The organism is Pararhodobacter sp., from assembly GCF_034676075.1.
GTDB lineage: Bacteria > Pseudomonadota > Alphaproteobacteria > Rhodobacterales > Rhodobacteraceae > Pararhodobacter.
The window spans coordinates 1-20,353 of sequence record NZ_JAUCCQ010000014.1; the positions used below are offsets into that span (position 1 = coordinate 1).

The following is a 20,353-nucleotide window of genomic DNA, read 5'->3' on the forward strand; positions in this document are numbered from 1 at the left end:
ATATGCACCCGCCCGCACCCGGTTTCAACGCGCCCCACCTCTGCGGCGTGCCGGGGCCATGCGGGGGGCCAGCCCCCCGCACCCCCCGCCAAAGGGGACCTTCGGGCCCCCTTTGGAAACCCCCGAGGATATTTGGAGAACAAAGATGAAGGTTAAGAGGGCGCTAACCCGCAATCTTCGTTCTTAAAATATCCTCGGGGGGTGAATGCCCGCAGGGCAGAGGGGGGCAGACGGCCCCCCTTCTTCGGCGCGGCGGCACGCCGCGCCGCTGGTCGCCCCCGTTTCGTCTCTAGAGACTCGGCGCCCGCGACAGCGGGCAACGAGGGCGAAACCCCTCCCCCCTCTCAGCAGGGCGGCACCGGGGTCTTCATCAAGTGACCGTGATAGAAGACTGGCGTCGAGAGCCTCCGGTGGAGCAGCCGCGACGCGCAGGCGAGCAGCGCTACCGTCACGAACGGCATGACCAGCAGGCGGCGGCCTTCGGCCAGTTGCCTCCCGGTGCCCGCCACGCCGATGCCGGACGGCAGCGTGAGGGCGATCCCCATCCAGGCCGTCACCGGTCCCGTCAGCGCACAAGGCCCCGGGTTCATCGTCCGGTAAACTTCAGTCACAACAAGGAAAATCACCACCCCTTGGAATAGTCGCCAGGTCGTCATCGTGCCCTTGCCCCCGCCCCCGCATACCCCGATCCCGCCAGCGTCGACACGGTCGTGAGCCGGGTCAAGAGGCCTCGCGCCTGGCCCCCGCAGGCCCCTTCCTCCGCCGCGCCGCCACGACCTGACGTAAAGGTCACTTCGTGACGCAGCGTCCCGACTTACGTTAACGTAAAGCTTCCTTCAATCTGCGCCAAATCGCGCTATGTGTTGCCTTGCCGGTACGTCAACCCGGTAAGCGAGGTATGGTATGGACCAGGAACTTCTGACGATCCGCGAGATGTGCGAGGCCTTTGACGTGACCCCGCGCACCCTGCGGTTCTACGAATCGAAAGAGCTGATCAGCCCGATCCGCGACGGGCAGAAGCGCCTTTACACGCGCCGTGACCGCGGCCGTCTGACGCTGATCCTGCGCGGCAAGCGCTTCGGTTTCGCGCTGGAAGAGATGCGGCAGCTTCTCAACCTCTATGACCGCGGCGACCAGAAGGGCGAGCAGTTGAAGCGCACCGTCGCCGCCGCGCGTGAGCGTCTGGCGCAGATGGAGCAGCAGCGCGACGAATTGAACGAGGCCATCGACGAGCTGCGCAGCCAGCTCGAGGCCGGGGCCGAGATGCTCGCCGCCTTCCGGCCCGCCGCCGAATAAACCCATCCTATCCGTTTCAGGGAGAGACCCCATGCCCAGCTACAAAGCCCCCGTGAAGGACATGCAGTTCCTGCTGCATGACGTGCTCAAGGCCACCGAGTCCGGCATTCCCGGCTATGCCGAGCTTGAGCGCGACTTCACCGCCGCCATCCTCGACGAGGCCGGCAAGCTGGCCGAGGGTGTTCTGGCCCCCCTCAACGCCGTCGGCGATACCGAGGGCTGCCGGCTGGAAAACGGCATCGTCTACACGCCCACCGGCTTCAAGGACGCTTTCGAGCAGATCAAGGAAGGCGGCTGGAACGGCCTCGACCTGCCCGAGGAATACGGCGGCCAGAACCTGCCCTATGTCGTCGGCACCGCGGTGGGCGAGGTCTTCGTCTCCTCGAACATGGCCTTCAACATGTACCAGGGCCTGACCCATGGCGCGATCAACGCGATCCTGGCGGCGGGCACCGAGGAGCAGAAGGCCAAGTGGCTGCCGAAGATGGTCAGCCTCGACTGGACCGGCACGATGAACCTGACCGAGCCGCATTGCGGCACCGATCTGGGTCTGATCCGCACCAAGGCCGAGCCGCAGGATGACGGCTCCTACAAGATCACCGGGCAGAAGATCTTCATCTCGGCCGGCGATCACGACATGAGCGAGAACGTCATCCATCTGGTGCTGGCCAAGGCCCCGGGCGGCGGCGAGGGCACCAAGGGCATCAGCCTCTTCATCGTGCCGAAATTCATGGTCGACGATGAGGGCCGGATCGGCGCCCGCAACGCCGTCTCGGTCGGCAAGATCGAAGAGAAGATGGGCATTCACGGCAATGCCACCTGCGTCATGAACTATGACGGCGCGACCGGCTACCTGATCGGCGAGCTGCACAAGGGCATGAAGGCCATGTTCGTCATGATGAACGAGGCCCGTCTGGGCGTCGGCCTGCAGGGCTATGCCCAGGCCGAGGCCGCCTATCAGAACGCCGTCGACTATGCCCGCGACCGCCTGCAGGGCCGCGCCGTGACCGGGGCCGAGAACCCGGGCGGCAATGCCGATCCGCTGATCGTGCATCCCGATATCCGCCGCATGCTGATGGATCAGAAGAGCTTCATCGAAGGCGCCCGCGCCTTCACCTTCTGGGGTGCGCATCTGATCGACCGCGGCCATCGCCTTGGCGACAAGGAGGCCGAGGGCCTGATCTCGCTGCTGACCCCGGTCATCAAGGGCTTCCAGACCGACATGGGCTTCGCCATGACGGTCGAGGCGCAGCAGGTCTATGGCGGGCACGGCTATATCGAGGAACAGGGCATGTCCCAGTTCGCCCGCGACGCCCGCATCGCCATGATCTATGAGGGCGCGAACGGCGTGCAGGCGCTGGATCTGGTCGGCCGGAAGCTGGCGGCCGAGGGCGGCAAACCCGCCATGGCCTTCTTCGAGATGGTGAAGAGCTTCATCAAGGAGAACGAGGGCAACGAGGCGCTGAAGGCTCCGTTCCTCGACCCGCTGAAAGCCGCCTCGAAGGACCTGCAATCGGCGATGATGTTCTTCATGCAGCAGGGCATGAAGAACCCCAACGCCGCGCTGGCCGGGTCGTCGGATTTCATGCATCTCTTCGGCCATGTGTGCCTGGGCTACATGTGGGCGCTGATGGCCAAAGCCTCGTCCGAGGCCTTGGCAGCGGGCGCCGCTGACGCCACGTTCCACGAGACGAAGATCAAGACCGGCCGCTACTATATGGCCCGGCGCCTGCCCGCCACGGGCATGCATCTGGCCCGCATCCTGTCGGGTGACGAGCCGGTCATGGCGCTGGAAGCCGAGGCGTTCTGAGAACCCACGGCCAGGAAACCCGGGGAGGGGGAGCGATGGACAGGGGCTTTACCGAGCATCCGGCATTCAGCGGCGGCTGCCAATGCGGCGCCGTCCGCTACCGGGTGACGGCGGGCCCTGCCAAGGATTGCGTCTGCCATTGCCGGATGTGCCAGCGCGCCACCGGCAATGCCTTCGCCCCCCTCGTCGAGGTCCAGGCCGACCGCGTGAGTTGGCAGGGGACGCCCGCCGAATGGGCCTCCTCGAACGTGGCCTGGCGGGGCTTCTGCCCGACCTGCGGCACGCCGCTCTATTTCCGCTCGGACGACACGATCGAGTTCATGGCGGGATCGCTGGTGCAGGGCACGCCCTTCAATCCCGCCTATAACGCCAGCGTCGAATCGCGGGTGGGATGGCTCGACGCGCTGACCCATGCGCCCTCGAAAACCACCGATCCGGCGATCCTCGCCGAGGTCCGCACCCTGCAAGCCCCGGAGGGGTGATGCCCAAACGCCTGCGCCTGACCCGCCGCTTCCCCGTCGCCATGAGCGAGGACGGCTATCGCAAGCTCAAGCGCTTCGCCGCCGAGGCGGGGCTGGACGAGGGCGAGGCGCTCTCGTTCCTGTTCGAGAATTTCGAGAGCGTGACGCATCACGACAATCTCACGCACCGGCTCAGGCTGTTCAACGCCGAGCTGGAAGCGCGCAAGAAATAACGGTTGCCCGGCCTTGGGAGGGGCCTTGCCGATGACATTTCCGCTGCTGCCCTCACCCTGGATGACGGACGAGCACCAGATGCTCGCCGAGATGACGCGCGACTTCATCACCCGCGAATGGGCGCCGCAGTTCGACCGCTGGCGCCAGCAGGGCGAGATGGACCGCGACACCTGGCGGCAGGCGGGCGAGATGGGGCTCCTTTGCGCCTCGATCCCCGAGGAATACGGCGGCGCCGGCGGCGATTTCGGCCATGAGGCGGTGATCCTGATGGAGGCCGCCCGCTGCAATCTGGCCAGCTGGGGCCACGGCATCCATTCCGGGATCGTCGCCCATTACATCCACGCCTATGGCACCGAGGAGCAGAAACGCCGCTGGCTGCCGAAAATGGCAACCGGGGAGCTGGTTGGCGCCCTGGCGATGACCGAGCCCTCGGGCGGCTCGGACGTGCAGAACCTGAAGACGCGGGCGGTGAAGGACGGCAACGGCTACCGGCTGACGGGGTCCAAGACCTTCATCACCAACGGCCAGCACGCCAATCTGATCCTGGTGGCCGCCAAGACCGACCCCAATGCCAAGGCCAAGGGCATGTCGCTGATGGTCGTGGAGACGGATGGCGCCGAGGGCTTCCGCCGCGGCCGCAATCTGGAGAAGGTCGGGCTGAAGGCGGCCGATACCTCGGAACTCTTCTTCGACGAGGTCGCCCTGCCGCCCGAGAACCTGCTGGGCGGCGCCGAGGGACAGGGCTTTTACCAGATGATGAAGCAGCTGCCGCAGGAACGACTGATCATCGGTCTGGGCGCCGTCGGGGCGATCGAGGGCGCGGTCGAACGCACCATCGCCTATTGCAAGGACCGCGAGGCCTTCGGCCAGCCGATCATCAATTTCCAGAACACCCGCTTCAAGCTGGCCGAATGCAAGACCAACGCCGTGGTGGCGCGCAGCTTCCTCGACACCTGCATGGTGGCGCATCTGAAGGGCGAGCTGAGGGTCGAGATGGCGGCGATGAGCAAATACTGGCTCTCGGACCTGCAATGTCAGGTGCTGGACGAATGCGTGCAGCTGCACGGCGGCTACGGCTTCATGCAGGAATATGCGGTGGCCGAGATGTGGACCGACGCCCGCGTGCAGCGGATCTATGGCGGCACCAACGAGATCATGAAGGAACTGATCGGGAGGTCGCTGTGAGCGGCGCGCCCGTCAGGGAAAGGGCGGGGGGCTGCCGCCCCCCGCACCCCCTGCCCAAAGGGGGGCACGCCCCCCTTTGGAAACCCCGTGCGTATTTCAAGCAGAATGAAACCCAATCTGCGCGGAGCAGCACACCCCTCCCCGCCTGTGCCATAAGCTCTCCAGCGGGTCGGGGTGGCTTCACTCTGCACGGTCATCGGCTCGCCAGCCTGTACCGTGGACAAAGTCTATCCGGCGCATGGTTAACAAAGCCTGACCCCGCCCCTTCATTCTGCTTCAAATACGCCCTTTTTGACTTCTCCCCCCTCACCCCCTCCGAAAGGAAGCGCGCATGACGGCCCAGCTTTATTGCTTCGGCGAATCCGGGAATTCCTACAAGGCGGCGCTGACCATGGCGCTTTCGGGCTATGACTGGGCGCCGCGCTATGTCGATTTCTTCGGCGGCGAGACGCGGACGCCCGAGTACCGGGCGCTCAACGTCATGGGCGAGGCGCCTTTGCTGGTCGAGGGGGATACCGTCCTCAGCCAGTCGGGCGCGATCCAGCTGCATGTCGTCAAGGCGACCGGCAAGCTGGGCGGCGCGCCGGGCGAGGAGGAGGAGGTCATGCGCTGGATCCTGTGGGACAACCACAAGCTGTCCAGCCAGGCGGGCATGACCCGCTTCCTGATGAACTTCCTGCCCGAGGAGAAGCGCCCGAAGGAGGTCATCGGCTTCATGCAGGGGCGTCTGAAGGCCGCCTATGCCACGCTCGACGCGCATCTGACGGGACGTGATTGGATCGTCGGCCGTGACGTCACCATCGCCGACACCGCCTGCTGTGGCTATCTCTATTACCCGGAACCCTACGGCTTTTCCCGCGCGGACTGGCCGAACATCGACCGCTGGCTGGACCGCCTCTCGGCGCTGCCCGGCTGGAAACATCCCTATGACATGATGCCCGGCTCGCCCGCCGACCGGGCCAAGGCCTGAGGAGACCCTGACATGACCGACGCCTATATCTACGACGCCGCCCGCACGGTGCGCGGCAAGGGGCGCAAGGACGGCAGCCTGCACGAGGTCACCGCCGCCCGCCTGTCCGCCATCGCGCTGAACGCGCTGAAGGAGCGCAACGATCTGGATACCCGCGCCATCGAAGATGTGATCTGGGGCAACGTGACCCAGATCGGCGAACAGGGCGCGTGCCTCGCGCGGACCGCCGTGCTGGCGTCGGATTTCGACGAGCAGGTGCCGGGCGTTTCCATCAACCGGTTCTGCGCCTCGGGGCTGGAGGCCGTGAACATGGCCGCCAACCAGATCCGCGGCGGGGCCGGCATGGCCTATGTCGCGGGCGGGGTCGAATGCATGAGCCGGGTGCCGATGGGCACGGATGGTGGCGCCATCGCCGTCGATCCGCAGATCGCCATCGACAATTACTTTGTGCCCCAAGGGATCAGCGCCGACATCATCGCCACCAAATACGGCTTCACCCGCGACATGGCCGATGCCATGGCGGTGGAAAGCCAGAAGCGGGCGGCGGCGGCCTGGGCGGCGGGGCGGTTCGACAAATCCGTCATCACCGTCAAGGACATGAACGGCCTCACCATCTTGGACCGGGACGAATTCATGCGGCCCGAGACGGACATGCAGAGCCTCGGCGCGTTGAAGCCCAGCTTCAAGGACATGGGCGAGGTGATGCCGGGCTTCGACAAGATCGCCCTGATGAAATACCCGGAGCTGGAATATGTGAACCATATCCACCATGCCGGGAATTCCTCGGGCATCGTCGATGGCGCCGCGGCGATCCTGATCGGCAACAAGGAATTCGGCGAGAAATACGGGCTGAAACCCCGCGCCCGGATCCGTGCCACGGCCAAGATCGGCACCGATCCGACGATCATGCTGACCGGCCCCGTCCCCGTGACCGAGAAGATCCTGCGCGAGAGCGGCATGTCGATCAAGGACCTCGACCTCTTCGAGGTGAACGAGGCTTTCGCCACGGTCGTGCTGCGTTTCGAGCAGGCTTTCGACGTGGACCATGCCAAGGTCAACGTCAACGGCGGCTCGATCGCCATGGGTCACCCGCTGGGCGCGACCGGGGCGATCATCCTCGGCGCGCTGCTCGATGAGCTGGAGCGCACCGGCAAGGGCACCGGCCTTGCCACGCTCTGCATCGGCTCGGGCATGGGGGCCGCCACGATCATCGAGCGCGTGTGATGCCGAAGATCGACATCGCCCAGACGCCCTATCGCACCGGCTCGGTCTATCCCGAGCCCTATAACAGCCAGATGGCCGGACGCTCGTCGCACCGGCTGGGGCAGGCGGCGGGGCTGACGCAGTTCGGGGTGAACATCGTCTATCTGCAGCCGGGGGCGGTGGCGTCGCTGCGCCACTGGCACCTGCGGGAAGACGAATTCGCCATCGTGCTGACGGGCGAGTTGATCCTCCGCGAGGACTCGGGCGAGACGGTGATGCGGCCCGGCGATTGCGCCGCCTGGAAGGCGGGCGTGGCCGAGGGGCACCATTTCGTCAACCGCTCGGAGGCCGAGGCGTCTTTCCTCGTCGTCGGCTCGAAGGCCGAGCGCGAAATCGCGACCTATACCGAGGTCGACATGCAGATTCACATGGAGGGCGGCGACGCCCGCTTCACCTATCACGACGGCAGCGCCTGGGCTGGGCCCCGCGACCTGCCGAAGGGAGACCAGAAATGACCGAATTCCATTACGACGTGGACGCGGACGGCGTGGCCGTCATCACCTGGGACGTGCCGGGCAAGACGATGAACGTCATGTCCTTTGAGGGGCTGGGCGAGCTGGAGGCCGCCATCGACAAGGCGCATGCCGATCCGGCGGTGAAGGGCATTGTCATCACCTCGGGCAAGGCGGATTTCGCCGGCGGCATGGACCTGAACGTGCTGGCCGACATGCGCAACAACGCGGGCGACAACCCGGCGCAGGGGCTGTTCGACGGGATCATGTCGATGCATGCGCTGCTCAGGAAGATCGAGCTGGCGGGCATGGACCGCAAGACGCAGAAAGGCGGCAAGCCCACCGCCGCCGCCCTGCCCGGCACCGCCATGGGGATCGGGCTGGAACTGCCGCTGTCCACCCACCGCATCTTTGCCGCCGACAATCCCAAGGCGCAGATCGGCCTGCCCGAGATCAAGGTCGGCATCTTCCCCGGCGCCGGGGGCACCACGCGGCTGTCGTGGAAGCTGGGCGCGATGATGGCAGCGCCCCTGCTGCTGGAGGGCAAGGCCAACGATCCGAAAAAGGCCAAGGCCGCGGGCGTCATCGACGAGGTGGTCCCGGCCGATCAGCTGCTGGCCTCGGCCAAGGCCTGGGTGCTGGGCGCCAAGGACGCCGATCTGGTGAAGCCCTGGGATACCAAGGGCTACAAGGTGCCGGGCGGCACGCCCTATTCGGCGCCGGGCTTCCCGACCTTCGTCGGCGCCTCGGTCATGGTCCATGCCCAGACCTGGGGCGCCTATCCGGCGGCCAAGGCGCTGCTGAGCGCGGTCTATGAAGGGCTGCAGGTGCCCTTCGACACCGCCCTGAAGATCGAGGCACGGCATTTCGTCAGCGTGCTGATGAACCCCTCGTCCAGCGCCATGATCCGCTCGCTCTTTGTCAACAAGGGCGCGCTGGAGAAGGGCGCGAACCGGCCCGACGTGCCGGATGAGAAGGTGAAGAAGGTGGGCGTGCTGGGCGCGGGCATGATGGGCGCGGGCATCGCCTATGTCTCGGCTTTGGCGGGCATCGAGGTGGTGCTGCTGGACAGCACCATCGAGGCGGCGGAGAAGGGCAAGGCCTATTCCACCGGCATCCTCGACAAGGGGATGAAGCGCGGCAAGGTCACCGAGGAGAAGAAGGCCAAGGTGCTGGGCCAGATCAGGACCACCACCGATTACGCCGATCTGGCCGGGTGCGACCTGATCGTCGAAGCGGTGTTCGAGGACCCGAAGGTCAAGGCGGAAGTCACCGCCAAGGCCGAGGCGGTGATCCCGGAAACCGCGATCTATGCCTCGAACACCTCGACCCTGCCGATCACCTCGCTCGCCGCGGCCTCCAGCCGCCCCGAGCAGTTCATCGGCATCCACTTCTTCAGCCCCGTCGACAAGATGCTGCTGGTCGAGATCATCAAGGGCGCCAAGACCGGCCCGCGCGCCGTGGCCAAGGCGCTGGATTACGTCCGCCAGATCCGCAAGACGCCGATCGTGGTGAACGACGCGCGCTTCTTCTACGCCAACCGCTGCATCATCCCCTATATCAACGAGGGGATGCGGCTGGCCTCGGAAGGGGTGCCGCTGCCGATGGTGGACCGCGCCGCGCAGCTTCTGGGCTTCCCGGTCGGGCCGATCACGCTGGTCGACGAGACCTCGCTCGACCTCGGCGCCAAGATCGCCAAGGCGACCAAGGCGGCGATGGGCAACGATTACCCGGACGAGGCCGTGGACGAGGTGGTGTTCTGGATGGTCGACGAGGGCCGCCTGGGCCGCAAGTCGAAGGCCGGGTTCTTCAACTACGACGAGACCGGCAAGCGTCAGGGCTACTGGAAGGGCTTCAACGACAAGTATCCGGCGCTGGAAGGCGCGGCGCTGGAGGAAGTCCAGAACCGCCTGATGATGGCGCAGGTGCTGGAAGCGGTCCGGGCGCTGGAAGAGGGCGTGCTGGAAGACATCCGCGAGGGCGATGTGGGCGCCATCCTCGGCTGGGGCTTCGCGCCCTGGTCGGGCGGCCCCTTCGGCTGGCTGGACATCATCGGCGCGAAGAAGGCCGTGGCGATCTGCGACGGGCTGGAAGCGAAGTTCGGCGCACGGTTCGCGGCACCGGCGCTGCTGCGCAAGATGGCCGAGACGGGCGAAACCTTCTACGGGCCGAAAGCGGTGACGGTCGCGGCCTGAGCTGGGTCACGGGGTGGGATGAAATCCCACCCTACCGGGGCCGGGTGGTGGGTGGAATCCCACCCTACCGGGGCCGGGTGGTGGGTGGAATCCCACCCTACGAAAAACGCGCGGCATCGCAGGATGCCGCGCGTTTGGCGTTTCATGGAGGGAGGAAACGCAGGGCGCGACTCAGGCGCCCAGATGCATCGCCTCGACCAGGCGGCGGCCCTGCTGTTCGGTCAGCCGCTGATAGCGCAGCGGCGAGGCACCGCGCAGGCGCTCGATCTGGCCCTCGGTCGTCGCCACCTCGGGCGCGGGGCATTGTGCCAGCAGCGTGCCGTTCACATAGACCACTTCGTCATTGTCGAATTCCAGCGCCACCACGGTCATTTCCCGCGCCGGGGGGACCCGGGTGATGCCGCGATAGCCGTCGAGCACGCCGACCGGCAGCATGAGGAACGCGTCGCCATAAAGCGCCTCGGCCGCGTCCGATTCGATCAGCACCGGCTGGTCGGGCAGCACCCGCAGGTCCGAGCGGTTGCCCAGCGCCCCGGCCGGGATCGACAGTGGCCAGAGGCGCTGCGGCGCGGCCTCGGCGGCGGTATAGAGCGTGCTGATCCGCACGGCGCGCAGGGGCCGCATCCCGTGATCGAAGGTCACGATGCGGTCGCCGGGTTGCAGATCCTCGACCGGCTGCCAGCCGGTTTCGGTGGCCACCAGCGTGCCCGCGATCAGCCCCTGGGCGATACCGGCGGCATCGTGCTGGGCCTGCGCCGGGCCGAACCCCTCGACCGGGGTCGACGGCCACAGATTGCCGCGATCCGCGAATGAAAACGGGACATACTTCCCGATACCTACCGAACCACCAATCCAAGAATGCAACATTGTCGGTCCCTCCATCGGACGCTTTTGTGCGTTTCGATGGGACCATATGGCGGGGCACCCGTGGCGAAGACGGGGACCAAAAAGGGAAAAATTGAGGTAATTACTATTCGTTAACCACCTTCCCTGCCACAATTGGGAGGCGAGGGTGACAATCGGGGTCAGCGGTTGCGGACCGCGATCATGGTCCCGGCGGCGACGATCAGCCCCATGCCCAGCACCGCCAGCGCGGTGATGGTCTGCCCCCAGAGGATCCAGCTCCACAGGGCCGAGACCGGCAGAATCACGTATTCGAAGACCGAGACGCGGCTGGCATCGGCCAACTGATAGGCCCGCACCATCAGGCTCACCGCCAGGGTCGAGCCCAGCGCCTGCACGAAGGTCCAGAACAGCACCATGCCCGAGGGCATCACCCAGCCCCTGAGGATGAAGCCCGCGGCGCCCGCCGGAACCTCGGGCTGCCAGAGCGCCAGGATCCCCATGCCGACCAGCCCCGCCAGCCCCAGCGCCACGAAGAACCCCAGCGTCAGCGAGGCCGCGCTTTCGCCCTCGCACCATTCGCGGGTGGCGAGGTTGCCCAGCGCATAGAGCGCGCCTGCCACCACCGGGAACAGGCTGGCCCAGCCCAGCGGCGATTGCGAGCCGGGTTGCAGCACCAGCACCACACCGACAAAGCCCAGCGCCACGGCGGCGATGCGCACCGGCCCCAGAGCATGACCAAACAGGAAGCGCGAGAAGAGCAGCACGAAGATCGGCGCGGTGAAGAGCCCGGCCGCGGTCTGGGCCACGGTCAGGAAGGCGAGACAGCCGAAATAGACCAGCATCGCGGCCGCGTGGATCGCCGAGCGGGCGATCATCGGCCCCCAGCGCTTCGGCGCCAGATCCAGCCCGAAGAGCCGGGCGCCCAGCGCGAACAGCACGACGCCCATGGCGCTGCGCAGGGCGTGGAATTGCCACAGGCCCGTCTCCTCGGCCACGAGGCGCACGAAATTGTCGGTGAAGCCGATCAGCAGGGCATAGCCCAGCACCGCCAGCAGCGCCGCGCGCGTTCGATTGAGCGTGGTGGCAGACATGCCGTGGCCCCTTTCCGACGGCGCGAACTGCCGCCACAATGGCGAAGCAGAAGCGCAACACCTTGGCAAGGGGGAACTCCATGGGATGGCTGGCAGACGAATCGGGGCTGGGGAAATGCCGGGCGAATTACGTCCCGCTCACGCCCCTCTCGCATCTGGCGCGCGCCGCCGACCTCTTCGCCGGGCGCGAGGCGCTGGTCTATGGCACCGAGCGCTGGACCTATGCCGAATATCACGCGCGGGTCACGAAGCTGGCCTCGGCGCTGAGCAAGCTGGGGGTCAAGCCCGGCAATGTGGTGGCGACGCTGTTGCCCAACGTGCCCAGCCATGCCGAGGCGCATTTCGCGGTCCCGGCAGCGGGGGCGGTGCTGAACGCGATCAACACGCGGCTCGATCTGGATACCGTCGCCTATATCTTCGAACATGGCGGGGCCAAGGTGGCGCTGGTCGACAGCTCGCTGGTCGAACTGGCGGAGCGGGCCTGCATCATCATCGGCGGCGGGCCGAAGATCGTTGAAGTCCCGGACCCGCAGGCGGGCGTCGCCCCCAGCGGGCGGCATATGGTCTATGAGGATCTGGTCGCCTCGGGCGATCCTGACTTCGCCTGGGTGATGCCCGAGGATGAATGGGAATCGCTGGCGCTGAACTATACCAGCGGCACGACCGGGCGGCCCAAGGGCGTGGTCTATCACCACCGCGGCGCCTATCTGGCCACCCTGAGCCAGCCGATTTCCTGGCGCATGACGCTGTATCCGCGCTATCTGACCATCGTGCCGATGTTCCATTGCAACGCCTGGTGCCATCCCTGGATGATCCCGGCGCTGGGCGGCGCCATCATCTGCCTGCGCGACATCACCGCCAAGGGGGTCTATCAGGCCATCGCCATCGAGGGCGCCACCCATTTCGGCGGTGCGCCGATCGTGCTGAACACCATCGTCGCCGCCAAGCCGGAAGACCGCCTGCCCTTCGACCATGTGGTCGAGGTCTTCACCGCCGGCGCCCCGCCCCCCGCCGCGACTCTGGCCGCCATCGAGCCGCTGGGCTTCAACGTGACGCAGGTCTACGGGTTGACCGAGACCTACGGCCCGGCCACCGAATGCACCTGGCATGAGGGGTTCGAAGCGCTGCCCGCCGACGAACGCGCGGCTGTGAAAGCGCGGACCGGGGTGAAAATGCCCTTCATGGAAGAGATCACCGTGCTGGACGCGCAGATGCAGCCGGTGGCCCGCGACGGCGCCGCGCTGGGCGAGATCATGCACCGCGGCAACGGCGTGATGAAGGGCTATTTCCGCAACCCCGAGGCCACGCAGGAGGCGTTCCGCGGCGGCTATTTCCACTCGGGCGACATCGCCTTCATGCACGAGGACGGCTACATCAAGATCGCCGACCGCTCGAAGGACATCATCATCTCGGGCGGGGAAAACGTCAGTTCGGTCGAGGTGGAGGGGGCGCTGGCCCACCATCCCGCGGTGTCGCTCTGCGCCGTGGTGGCGAAACCGGACGACAAATGGGGCGAGGTGCCCTGCGCCTTTGTCGAGCTGAAGGAGGGGATGGCGGCGACCGAGGCCGAGCTGATCGCCTTCTGCCGCGAGCGGCTGGCCGGGTTCAAGACACCGAAACGGGTGATCTTCCACGAGCTTCCCAAGACCTCGACCGGGAAGATCCAGAAGTTCGAACTCCGCGCGCTGGCCAAAACCCTATGATCCGGGCCCGCCGGGCGCGCAAATCGCGCCCGGCACTGGCGCGGCGGGGCCTCCTCGGGTAGCATGGGCACCAAGGCCAAAGAACAAAAACCGGGCGGCAGTTGAGGCATGACGGCGCTTGAAAAATACGCGCGGCTGGAAGGCTCGGGCGTCTGGCGGGCGGGCCCTGACGAACAGCGGCGCGATGTTGTCGTGTCGCTGGGCGATTCCAGCCTGATCATCGCCGATACCAAATCCGGCCAGGCGCTCAGCCATTGGTCGCTCCCCGCCGTGGTGCGGATGAACAAGGGCACGCGGCCCGCGGTCTATACCCCCCTCAGCGACGGCGACAGCGAGACGCTGGAACTGGACGACGCCCTGCTGATCGAGGCGCTGGAAACGATCCGCGCCGCGCTGAGCCCCAAGCCGCCGATGCGCTGGCTCAGGCTGGGGCTGGGCGCGGGCGTGGTGGCACTGGCGCTGGCCGGGTTCCTCTGGCTGCCCGGCGTGCTGGTCGCCCGCACCGCCGCCATCGTGCCGGAAGCGGCGCGCGTGCAGATCGGGCGCGAGGCGCTGGACATGATCTTCGAAAGCGCCGCCAGCGAACGGATCTGCGCCGATCCCGACGGCCGGCAATCGCTCGCCACGCTGCGCAACCGGGTGCTGGGCAGCGACTGGCGGGTGGTGGTGATGACCGGCATCACCGGGCTGGAAGCGGCGCATCTGCCGGGGCGGCTGATCGTGCTGGGCGACGCGCTGGTCTCGCGCCTGGACAGCCCCGAGGCGCTGGCGGGCTATCTTCTGGCCGAGGCGCAGGCGCGCGATACCACCGATCCGTTGCTGGACCTGCTGTCGGCGGCAGGCACGCGGGCGACGCTGACCCTGCTGACCACCGGCACGCTGCCCGAGGATTCGCTGCGCGGCTACGCCCGCCAGCGGCTGCAGCGGCCCCCGGCCCTGCCCCGCGCCGCTGCCCTGGGCGAGGCGCTGGACCAGATCGGCGTCTCGCCGCTGCCCTATGCCATGTCCCTGCCCGAGGGCCGTCAGGCCCTGTCCCAGGCGCTGGCCGACCGCCCGGCGCAGCCCCGCGCGGCCGAACGGCTGCTCAGCGACGGCGAATGGCTGACGGTGCAGGCGATCTGCGCCCATTGACCGGCCCCGCGCATGAAAAAACCCCGGACCCTTGCGGATCCGGGGATCTGACCTTCATCCGGGTATCGTCTAGCGGATGAAGGCGTCCGTGTAGCCCAGCGCCCGGGCATGGCGCAGGGCAGCGCTGACCTGACCGGCATCGGCGAAGGGCCCGGCCAGGATCACGCGGTATTCGCTGCCGCCCGCCACCGCGCGGGCCATGGCCACCGGCATGCCGTTGGCCTGCAGATTGGCCGCCGCCGCGCTGGCGTTCGAGGCCGAGCCATAGACGCCGACCTGCACGTATTGCCCGTTGGTCATCCGCCCGCCGCCGGTCTGAAGCCCGCCGCCGTTCTGCGGGCGGCTGTCGATGGCGGCGGTGGTGCCCATGGTCGAGACGGTCGGCTGCGGGCTGCGGGCCCGCGGCTCGGTCGCATTGGCGCCGTGCATGAAGCCCGGCATGCCCGCGGTGACGCAGGGGTTGAGGCCGCAGAAGGCCCGGCCCAACCCGTCGCGACGACGCCCGGTCGCGTATCCCTGGCTGTCCGACAGGGTGACCTGCGGCGCAGCAGGCTCCGGCAGGACCGGCGCCCGGGGCGCGGCATAGGCGGTGGTGGCGGCGCGGGAGCGGCTGCGAGGCGGCGCCAGCACTTCGGCCTCGACCCCGCCCGAGGTCCGCACGCGGATGCCGCTGCCAACCTGCGCGGGCGGCGCGGACACGGTCACCGGCGGCGGCGCGGCGGGGGCCTGCACAGTGCTGTCGGCGACCTGCGTGGCCCCGGCGCCGCCGGTGGGCATGAAGCCGCACATCGGCTGGCGGTCGTTGCCATAGCGCGGCACCCAGGTCACGGTGCCGTTGAACCCGGCGCGCACGAAGACGCAGCCGTTCGAATCGACATATTGCGAGTCGGAATAGCCCGCAGGCGGAACCTCGGCCGGAATCCGCGCGCTCTGCGCCCCGGCGGCGGTGGCGCAGACCAGGGCGGCCAGCGCCGCGGCCGAAAGCATCCTGATACCCATGGCGAACCCCCTGTTGCCCGCCGGAAGGATGCTACGCCGATTCGGCAGAGTAAAGGGTAAACGCCCCTTATTTAGTCCCGAACATCCGGTCGCCCGCATCCCCTAGTCCGGGAACGATATAGCCGTGATCGTTGAGATGGCTGTCCAGCGCTGCGGTGACGATGCGGACATCGGGATGCGCCTCCTGCATGCGCTTGACGCCCTCGGGCGCGGCCAGCAGGCACATGAAGAGGATGTTCTTCGCCCCCGCCTTCTTCAGCAGATCGACCGCCGCGGCCGAGGAATTGCCGGTGGCCAGCATCGGGTCCACGACGATGGTCCAGCGCTGGTCCAGATCCGGCGGCAGCTTGCAGTAATATTCAACGGGTTGCAGCGTCTCGGGGTCGCGGTAGAGGCCGACGAACCCGACCCGCGCCGCCGGGATCAACTCCAGGATCCCGTCCAGAAGACCGTTGCCCGCCCGCAGGATCGACACCAGCGCCAGCTTGCGCCCCTCCAGCATCGGCGCGTCCATCGGGCAGAGCGGCGTGTCGATGGTGACCGTGGTCATCGGCAGGTCGCGCGTCACCTCATAGGCCAGCAGCATCGAGATTTCGCGCAAGAGCTGGCGGAACTTGGAGGTGGACGTGTCCTTGTCGCGCATGATGCTCAGCTTGTGCTGCACCAGCGGATGGGTGACGACGGTCAACATTTCGGTCATGCGCGGCCCTCGATGATCTGGAGAATGCGGTCCTTGGTCGCCGCATCGCAGAAAGCGGCACGGGCGGCATCGGCGTTGATGGCGCGGAAATCCGCCTCTGTCCAGCTAAAGGCCTTGGTCAGCGCCTCGTATTCCTGAACCAGCGTGGTGCGGAAGAAGGGCGGATCGTCGGTCGAAAGGGTGACGATCACCTCCCGCTCGCGCAGCTTGTCCACGGGATGCGCCGGGAAGCTGGGATAGACGCCGAGGAAGACGTTCGAGCCCGGGCAGACCTCCAGCACCACGCGGTCCTCGGCCAGCCGGTCCACGAGGGCCAGGTCGTCGATGGCCTGCACGCCATGGCCGATGCGTTCGGGTTTCAGGTAATCGAGCGCATCCCTGACCGATTGCGCCCCGCCCCATTCGCCGGCATGGGCAGTCAGGCGCAGCCCCGCTTCGCGCGCGCAGTCGAAGGCCCAGGTGAAGTCCTTCGGATGGTGCATCTTCTCGTCCCCGGCGATGCCGAAGCCGGTCAGGAAATCGCCCTTTGTCTCGGCCGCGCAGAGGGCCGTGGCGCGGGATTTCTCGGGCCCGAAATGGCGGATGGCGGTGACGATGCCTTTCAGCGTCACGCCATGGTCGCGCTGGCCGATGGCTGCCGCTTCCTCGATCGCGTGCAGGTATTCGCGCCAGGCCGACACATCGCCGCCGCCGCAGAAATCGGGCGACAGGAAGGTTTCGGCATAGATCACGCCATCCCGGGCGCGGTCCTCCAGCACCGCTAGGCACAGGCGGTGGAAATCCTCGGGCGTTTGCAGGGTCGAGGTCGCGGCCTCATACACCTCCAGGAAATGCCAGAAGTCGCGATAGGCATAGCCGCCGTCCTCGGTGAAGATCTTCGAGATGTCGAGGTTCTTCTCCTTGGCCAGCCCCCGGATGAAGGCGGGCGGCGCCGCGCCTTCGAAATGCAGGTGCAGTTCGACTTTCGGCAGGGCGGGGTCGATCTTTTCGCTCACAGGAAACGTCCTCACAGAAAGGATTGGCCGGGACCCGTTTCGCTGAGTCCGAGGTGGGTGGCGACCGAAGCCGCAACATCAGTAAAGGCGCAAAGCCCGATCTCGCCCGGGCCCGCACCATGGACCAGCACCGGCACCCGTTCGCGGGTGTGGTCTGTGCCGGTCCAGGTCGGGTCGTTGCCGTGATCGGCGGTGAAAAGGGCGATGTCGCCGGGTTTCAGCCGGGCCAGGAACTCCGCCGCCTTGGTATCGAAGCTCTCCAGTGCCCGGGCATAGCCCGAGACGTCGCGGGGATGGCCATAGAGGCTGTCGAATTCCACGAGGTTGACGAAGGTGAGCGAGCCCTCCTCGGCCTCGTCCGCCAGCCGCAGCATATGCGTCACCAGATCGGCGTCCGACTTGCCCTTGTGCAGATGCGTGACGCCCCGGTGGCTGAAGATATCGCCGATCTTGCCCACCGCATGCACCACCCGGCCGTCGGCCTGCGCCCAGTCCATCAGCGTCGGCGAGGGCGGCTCGATGGCGAAATCGCGACGGTTGCCGGTGCGCTTGAAGGCGCCGGGCGTGCCGACGAAGGGCCGGGCGATGACCCGGCCGACGCGGCGCGCATGCAGGACGGGCGCGAGGTCCTGACAGAGCCGGATCAGCCGCTCCAGGCCGAAGGCCTCTTCATGCGCGGCGATCTGGAAGACGCTGTCGGCCGAGGTGTAGCAGATCGGCCAGCCGGTCCTGAGATGCTCGGCGCCGAGCTCCTCCATGATGGCCAGCCCTGCGGCGTGGCAATTGCCCAGGATCCCCTCGGTCCCGGCCAGCCTGCAGACCTCGGCCACCAGCGCCTCGTCGAAGGCGGGTTCGGTCTTGGGGAAATAGGTCCAGTCCCAGGGCACCGGCACGCCCGCCAGCTCCCAATGCCCGGACGGCGTGTCCTTGCCCTTCGACACCTCGGTCGCGGCACCCCAGCGGCCCGTCGGTTCCGCCCCCAGCCCCGGCGCCTGCAGGCCCGAGGCCGCGGCAATGGCCCGGCCCAGCCCCAGCCCGTCCAGCACCGGCAGGCGCAGCGGACCGCTGCGACCGTCCTCGGCCCGGCCCGCGGCGCAGGCCTGGGCGATATGGCCCAGCGTGTTGGCGCCGGTATCGGGATGGCCGTTGTTGAAGAAGGCCGCCGCATCCGGCGCCCCGCCACAGCCAACGGAATCGAGGACCACGAGGAACGCGCGCGTCATGCCACCCGCTCCTGCACCAGCGCGACCGGCGCCGGGGCCTCGCCCAGACGATAGGCCTGTTGCAGCGTGGCGATGGCCGCTTCGGCCGCCGCTTCGCTGGCCGCATGGACCATGGCCAGCGGCGCGCCCGGGCCGACCGAGGCGCCGGGCTCGGCCAGCGCCGAGAAGCCGACGCGCGGATCGACCGCGTCGCCCCCCGCCAGCCGCCCGCCGCCCAGATGCACCACCGCCGTCCCCACGGCGCGGGTGTCGATGGCGGCGACGATGCCGGGGCCGGGCGCCGGAACCTCGCGGATCACCGGCGCTTCGGGCAGGAGGCTCGCGTAGCGCTCGACGAAATCGGCGGGGCCGCCCTGCGCCGCGACCATCTGGCCGAACCGCTCGGCGGCGCTGCCGTCCTCGATGGCGGCGCGGATCTTCGCCGCGCCCGCCTCGGCGCTGGGGGCGAGTTTGGCGAGGAACAGCACCTCGCCCGAGAGCGCGCAGGTCAGGTCCAGCAGCCGGGCGGAAGGCGCCCGCAGGGTCAGCGTGTCCATCACCTCGGCCACCTCCAGCGCATTGCCCGCGGTCAGGGCCAGCGGGCGGTCCATGTCGGTGATGAGCGCCGAAGTCCGGCAGCCCGCCCCGTTCGCCGTATCGACCAGCGAGCGGGCCAGCGCCCGGGCCTGATCGACCCCGGGCAGGAAAGCGCCCGACCCCTGTTTCACGTCGAGGACCAGCACCTGCAAGCCCGCCGCCAGCTTCTTGGACAGGATCGAGGCGGTGATGAGGTCGAGGCTTTCCACCGTGCCGGTCACATCGCGGATCGCGTAAAGCCGCTTGTCGGCGGGGGCGATGCGGCTGGAGGCGCTGACGATGGCGCAGCGCGTCTCGCGCATCAGGGCCCGCAGCCGGGGCTCGGAGACGTCGACGTTGTACCCCGGGATCGCTTCCAGCTTGTCGAGCGTGCCGCCGGTATGCCCCAGCCCCCGGCCCGAGACCATCGGCACATAGGCGCCGCAGCAGGCCAGCGCCGGGGCCAGCAGCAGGCTGATCGAATCCCCCACCCCGCCGGTCGAGTGCTTGTCGACCACCGGTCCGGGCAGATCCCAGGTCAGCACATCGCCCGAATCGCGCATGGCGCGGGTCAGGGCGACGCGGCAATCCTCGGGCACGCCCTTGAGCAGGACCGCCATGGCAAAGGCCCCGGCCTGGGCATCGGTGACCTTGCCGCTGGCCAGCCCGCGGGCGAACCAGGCCATCCCCTCGGGCGAGGCCCGCCCGTCGCGTACCGATTCGATGACCGCGCGGGAATCCATCAGGCCCGGTCCATGTGTTCGGGACCGAAGGCGCCGGGCAGCAGGTCGGTCATGGTCATGGTCATGGCCGACCCGTCGAGCGTGGCCATGGTGATCCGCGCCTCGGGCCCGGCGAATTCGCGGATCTTCTGGCGGCAACCGCCGCAGGGCGTGGTGGGCGTCTCGGAATCGGCGACAACGACGATCTCGGCGATGCGCGTGTCGCCGCCCGCGATCATCGCGGCGATGGCCCCGGCCTCGGCGCAGGTGCCTTCGGGATAGGCCACGTTCTCGACATTGCAGCCGGGATAGATCGCCCCCGACCCGGCCCGGATCGCAGCGCCGACCTTGAAGCGGGAATAGGGGACATAGGCCCTCTCACGGACGGCGAGAGCGGCTTCGAGCAGGTCCTGGGGAGGATTCATGGGGGTTCCCGGCTAAGTTTGACCGTTTGATCCAGCTTTGCCCAGCCCGCCGGGCGATGCAACCCCTCGCTCGCGCCCCCGCCGCAGCCTCTGCGGA

The 20,353-nt window shown here is 67.8% G+C and carries 20 protein-coding genes; 11 read left to right on the forward strand and 9 right to left on the reverse strand.

What is annotated here, in order from left to right; translation table 11 throughout:
* Positions 1-344 precede the first annotated feature (344 nt).
* The gene (locus VDQ18_RS06990) at positions 345-656 is read right to left on the reverse strand and encodes a hypothetical protein (protein ID WP_323020260.1); all 312 of its coding nucleotides are present in this window, start codon (positions 654-656) and stop codon (positions 345-347) included.
* A 247-nt stretch (positions 657-903) separates the two neighbouring features.
* Between VDQ18_RS06990 and VDQ18_RS06995 the strand changes: the two genes are divergently transcribed.
* The 9 genes from VDQ18_RS06995 to VDQ18_RS07035 all read left to right on the forward strand — a co-directional run bounded on the left by VDQ18_RS06995 (position 904) and on the right by VDQ18_RS07035 (position 9,866).
* Positions 904-1,296 carry a MerR family DNA-binding transcriptional regulator gene (locus VDQ18_RS06995; protein WP_323020261.1) on the forward strand — a complete coding sequence of 131 codons (393 nt, stop codon included), beginning with the start codon at positions 904-906 and terminating at the stop codon, positions 1,294-1,296.
* A gap of 31 nt (positions 1,297-1,327) precedes the next feature.
* The gene (locus VDQ18_RS07000; protein WP_323020262.1) at positions 1,328-3,106 is read left to right on the forward strand and encodes an acyl-CoA dehydrogenase C-terminal domain-containing protein; all 1,779 of its coding nucleotides are present in this window, start codon (positions 1,328-1,330) and stop codon (positions 3,104-3,106) included.
* 35 nt (positions 3,107-3,141) lie between these two features.
* Positions 3,142-3,588: a GFA family protein gene (locus VDQ18_RS07005; RefSeq protein ID WP_323020263.1), complete on the forward strand. Its 447-nt coding sequence runs from the start codon at positions 3,142-3,144 to the stop codon at positions 3,586-3,588.
* Positions 3,588-3,800, forward strand: coding sequence for a hypothetical protein (locus VDQ18_RS07010; protein WP_323020264.1), 213 nt, complete (start codon positions 3,588-3,590; stop codon positions 3,798-3,800). Before VDQ18_RS07005 ends, VDQ18_RS07010 begins: the two co-directional genes overlap by 1 nt.
* Positions 3,801-3,831: 31 nt before the next feature.
* Positions 3,832-4,986, forward strand: a complete 1,155-nt coding sequence (locus tag VDQ18_RS07015; protein ID WP_323020265.1) for an acyl-CoA dehydrogenase family protein — start codon at positions 3,832-3,834, stop codon at positions 4,984-4,986.
* 331 nt (positions 4,987-5,317) lie between these two features.
* On the forward strand, positions 5,318-5,956 hold the full coding sequence (locus tag VDQ18_RS07020) for a glutathione S-transferase (protein ID WP_323020266.1): 639 nt from the start codon (positions 5,318-5,320) through the stop codon (positions 5,954-5,956).
* A 12-nt stretch (positions 5,957-5,968) separates the two neighbouring features.
* Positions 5,969-7,180: an acetyl-CoA C-acetyltransferase gene (locus VDQ18_RS07025; RefSeq protein ID WP_323020267.1), complete on the forward strand. Its 1,212-nt coding sequence runs from the start codon at positions 5,969-5,971 to the stop codon at positions 7,178-7,180.
* Positions 7,180-7,674, forward strand: a complete 495-nt coding sequence (locus VDQ18_RS07030) for a cupin domain-containing protein (protein WP_323020268.1) — start codon at positions 7,180-7,182, stop codon at positions 7,672-7,674. Before VDQ18_RS07025 ends, VDQ18_RS07030 begins: the two co-directional genes overlap by 1 nt.
* Positions 7,671-9,866: a 3-hydroxyacyl-CoA dehydrogenase NAD-binding domain-containing protein gene (locus tag VDQ18_RS07035; RefSeq protein ID WP_323020269.1), complete on the forward strand. Its 2,196-nt coding sequence runs from the start codon at positions 7,671-7,673 to the stop codon at positions 9,864-9,866. Before VDQ18_RS07030 ends, VDQ18_RS07035 begins: the two co-directional genes overlap by 4 nt.
* Positions 9,867-10,037: 171 nt before the next feature.
* On the opposite strand, the gene VDQ18_RS07040 is transcribed toward VDQ18_RS07035, so the two are convergent.
* Together VDQ18_RS07040 and VDQ18_RS07045 are read right to left on the reverse strand one after the other, a co-directional pair.
* On the reverse strand, positions 10,038-10,733 hold the full coding sequence (locus VDQ18_RS07040) for a Hint domain-containing protein (RefSeq protein ID WP_323020270.1): 696 nt from the start codon (positions 10,731-10,733) through the stop codon (positions 10,038-10,040).
* Positions 10,734-10,891: 158 nt separating this feature from the next.
* A complete protein-coding gene (locus tag VDQ18_RS07045) occupies positions 10,892-11,803 on the reverse strand; it encodes a DMT family transporter (RefSeq protein ID WP_323020271.1) in 912 nt (303 codons plus the stop codon).
* A gap of 80 nt (positions 11,804-11,883) precedes the next feature.
* Between VDQ18_RS07045 and VDQ18_RS07050 the strand changes: the two genes are divergently transcribed.
* Both VDQ18_RS07050 and VDQ18_RS07055 read left to right on the forward strand, forming a co-directional pair.
* A complete protein-coding gene (locus VDQ18_RS07050) occupies positions 11,884-13,506 on the forward strand; it encodes an AMP-binding protein (protein ID WP_323020272.1) in 1,623 nt (540 codons plus the stop codon).
* A 108-nt stretch (positions 13,507-13,614) separates the two neighbouring features.
* A complete protein-coding gene (locus tag VDQ18_RS07055) occupies positions 13,615-14,637 on the forward strand; it encodes a hypothetical protein (protein WP_323020273.1) in 1,023 nt (340 codons plus the stop codon).
* 69 nt (positions 14,638-14,706) lie between these two features.
* On the opposite strand, the gene VDQ18_RS07060 is transcribed toward VDQ18_RS07055, so the two are convergent.
* The 6 genes from VDQ18_RS07060 to VDQ18_RS07085 form a co-directional block, all read right to left on the reverse strand.
* Complete coding sequence (locus tag VDQ18_RS07060; protein WP_323020274.1) at positions 14,707-15,636, reverse strand: SPOR domain-containing protein; 930 nt, start codon at positions 15,634-15,636, stop codon at positions 14,707-14,709.
* A 67-nt stretch (positions 15,637-15,703) separates the two neighbouring features.
* Positions 15,704-16,336: a uracil phosphoribosyltransferase gene (gene upp, locus VDQ18_RS07065; RefSeq protein WP_323020275.1), complete on the reverse strand. Its 633-nt coding sequence runs from the start codon at positions 16,334-16,336 to the stop codon at positions 15,704-15,706.
* On the reverse strand, positions 16,333-17,331 hold the full coding sequence (locus VDQ18_RS07070) for an adenosine deaminase (RefSeq protein ID WP_323020276.1): 999 nt from the start codon (positions 17,329-17,331) through the stop codon (positions 16,333-16,335). The genes upp and VDQ18_RS07070 overlap by 4 nt, the downstream gene beginning before the upstream one ends.
* Positions 17,332-17,342: 11 nt before the next feature.
* The gene (locus VDQ18_RS07075) at positions 17,343-18,554 is read right to left on the reverse strand and encodes a phosphopentomutase (protein WP_323020277.1); all 1,212 of its coding nucleotides are present in this window, start codon (positions 18,552-18,554) and stop codon (positions 17,343-17,345) included.
* Entirely contained in the window at positions 18,551-19,852 is a 1,302-nt protein-coding gene (locus VDQ18_RS07080; RefSeq protein WP_323020278.1) for a thymidine phosphorylase, read from the reverse strand. The genes VDQ18_RS07075 and VDQ18_RS07080 overlap by 4 nt, the downstream gene beginning before the upstream one ends.
* Positions 19,852-20,256, reverse strand: coding sequence for a cytidine deaminase (locus VDQ18_RS07085; RefSeq protein WP_323020279.1), 405 nt, complete (start codon positions 20,254-20,256; stop codon positions 19,852-19,854). The genes VDQ18_RS07080 and VDQ18_RS07085 overlap by 1 nt, the downstream gene beginning before the upstream one ends.
* Between the last annotated feature and the right edge of the window lie 97 nt (positions 20,257-20,353).

What these genes read in the sequence shown, in the direction of transcription:
- VDQ18_RS07010 (WP_323020264.1), top strand. Translation starts at nt 3,588, where the DNA reads ATGCCCAAACGCCTGCGCCTGACCCGCCGCTTCCCCGTCGCCATGAGC.
- VDQ18_RS07060 (WP_323020274.1), bottom strand. Translation starts at nt 15,636, where the DNA reads ATGGGTATCAGGATGCTTTCGGCCGCGGCGCTGGCCGCCCTGGTCTGC.
- VDQ18_RS07085 (WP_323020279.1), bottom strand. Translation starts at nt 20,256, where the DNA reads ATGAATCCTCCCCAGGACCTGCTCGAAGCCGCTCTCGCCGTCCGTGAG.
- VDQ18_RS06995 (WP_323020261.1), top strand. Translation starts at nt 904, where the DNA reads ATGGACCAGGAACTTCTGACGATCCGCGAGATGTGCGAGGCCTTTGAC.
- VDQ18_RS07050 (WP_323020272.1), top strand. Translation starts at nt 11,884, where the DNA reads ATGGGATGGCTGGCAGACGAATCGGGGCTGGGGAAATGCCGGGCGAAT.
- VDQ18_RS07075 (WP_323020277.1), bottom strand. Translation starts at nt 18,554, where the DNA reads ATGACGCGCGCGTTCCTCGTGGTCCTCGATTCCGTTGGCTGTGGCGGG.
- VDQ18_RS07045 (WP_323020271.1), bottom strand. Translation starts at nt 11,803, where the DNA reads ATGTCTGCCACCACGCTCAATCGAACGCGCGCGGCGCTGCTGGCGGTG.
- VDQ18_RS07000 (WP_323020262.1), top strand. Translation starts at nt 1,328, where the DNA reads ATGCCCAGCTACAAAGCCCCCGTGAAGGACATGCAGTTCCTGCTGCAT.
- VDQ18_RS06990 (WP_323020260.1), bottom strand. Translation starts at nt 656, where the DNA reads ATGACGACCTGGCGACTATTCCAAGGGGTGGTGATTTTCCTTGTTGTG.
- VDQ18_RS07080 (WP_323020278.1), bottom strand. Translation starts at nt 19,852, where the DNA reads ATGGATTCCCGCGCGGTCATCGAATCGGTACGCGACGGGCGGGCCTCG.
- VDQ18_RS07025 (WP_323020267.1), top strand. Translation starts at nt 5,969, where the DNA reads ATGACCGACGCCTATATCTACGACGCCGCCCGCACGGTGCGCGGCAAG.
- VDQ18_RS07015 (WP_323020265.1), top strand. Translation starts at nt 3,832, where the DNA reads ATGACATTTCCGCTGCTGCCCTCACCCTGGATGACGGACGAGCACCAG.
- VDQ18_RS07040 (WP_323020270.1), bottom strand. Translation starts at nt 10,733, where the DNA reads ATGTTGCATTCTTGGATTGGTGGTTCGGTAGGTATCGGGAAGTATGTC.
- VDQ18_RS07020 (WP_323020266.1), top strand. Translation starts at nt 5,318, where the DNA reads ATGACGGCCCAGCTTTATTGCTTCGGCGAATCCGGGAATTCCTACAAG.
- VDQ18_RS07005 (WP_323020263.1), top strand. Translation starts at nt 3,142, where the DNA reads ATGGACAGGGGCTTTACCGAGCATCCGGCATTCAGCGGCGGCTGCCAA.
- VDQ18_RS07035 (WP_323020269.1), top strand. Translation starts at nt 7,671, where the DNA reads ATGACCGAATTCCATTACGACGTGGACGCGGACGGCGTGGCCGTCATC.
- VDQ18_RS07055 (WP_323020273.1), top strand. Translation starts at nt 13,615, where the DNA reads ATGACGGCGCTTGAAAAATACGCGCGGCTGGAAGGCTCGGGCGTCTGG.
- upp (WP_323020275.1), bottom strand. Translation starts at nt 16,336, where the DNA reads ATGACCGAAATGTTGACCGTCGTCACCCATCCGCTGGTGCAGCACAAG.
- VDQ18_RS07030 (WP_323020268.1), top strand. Translation starts at nt 7,180, where the DNA reads ATGCCGAAGATCGACATCGCCCAGACGCCCTATCGCACCGGCTCGGTC.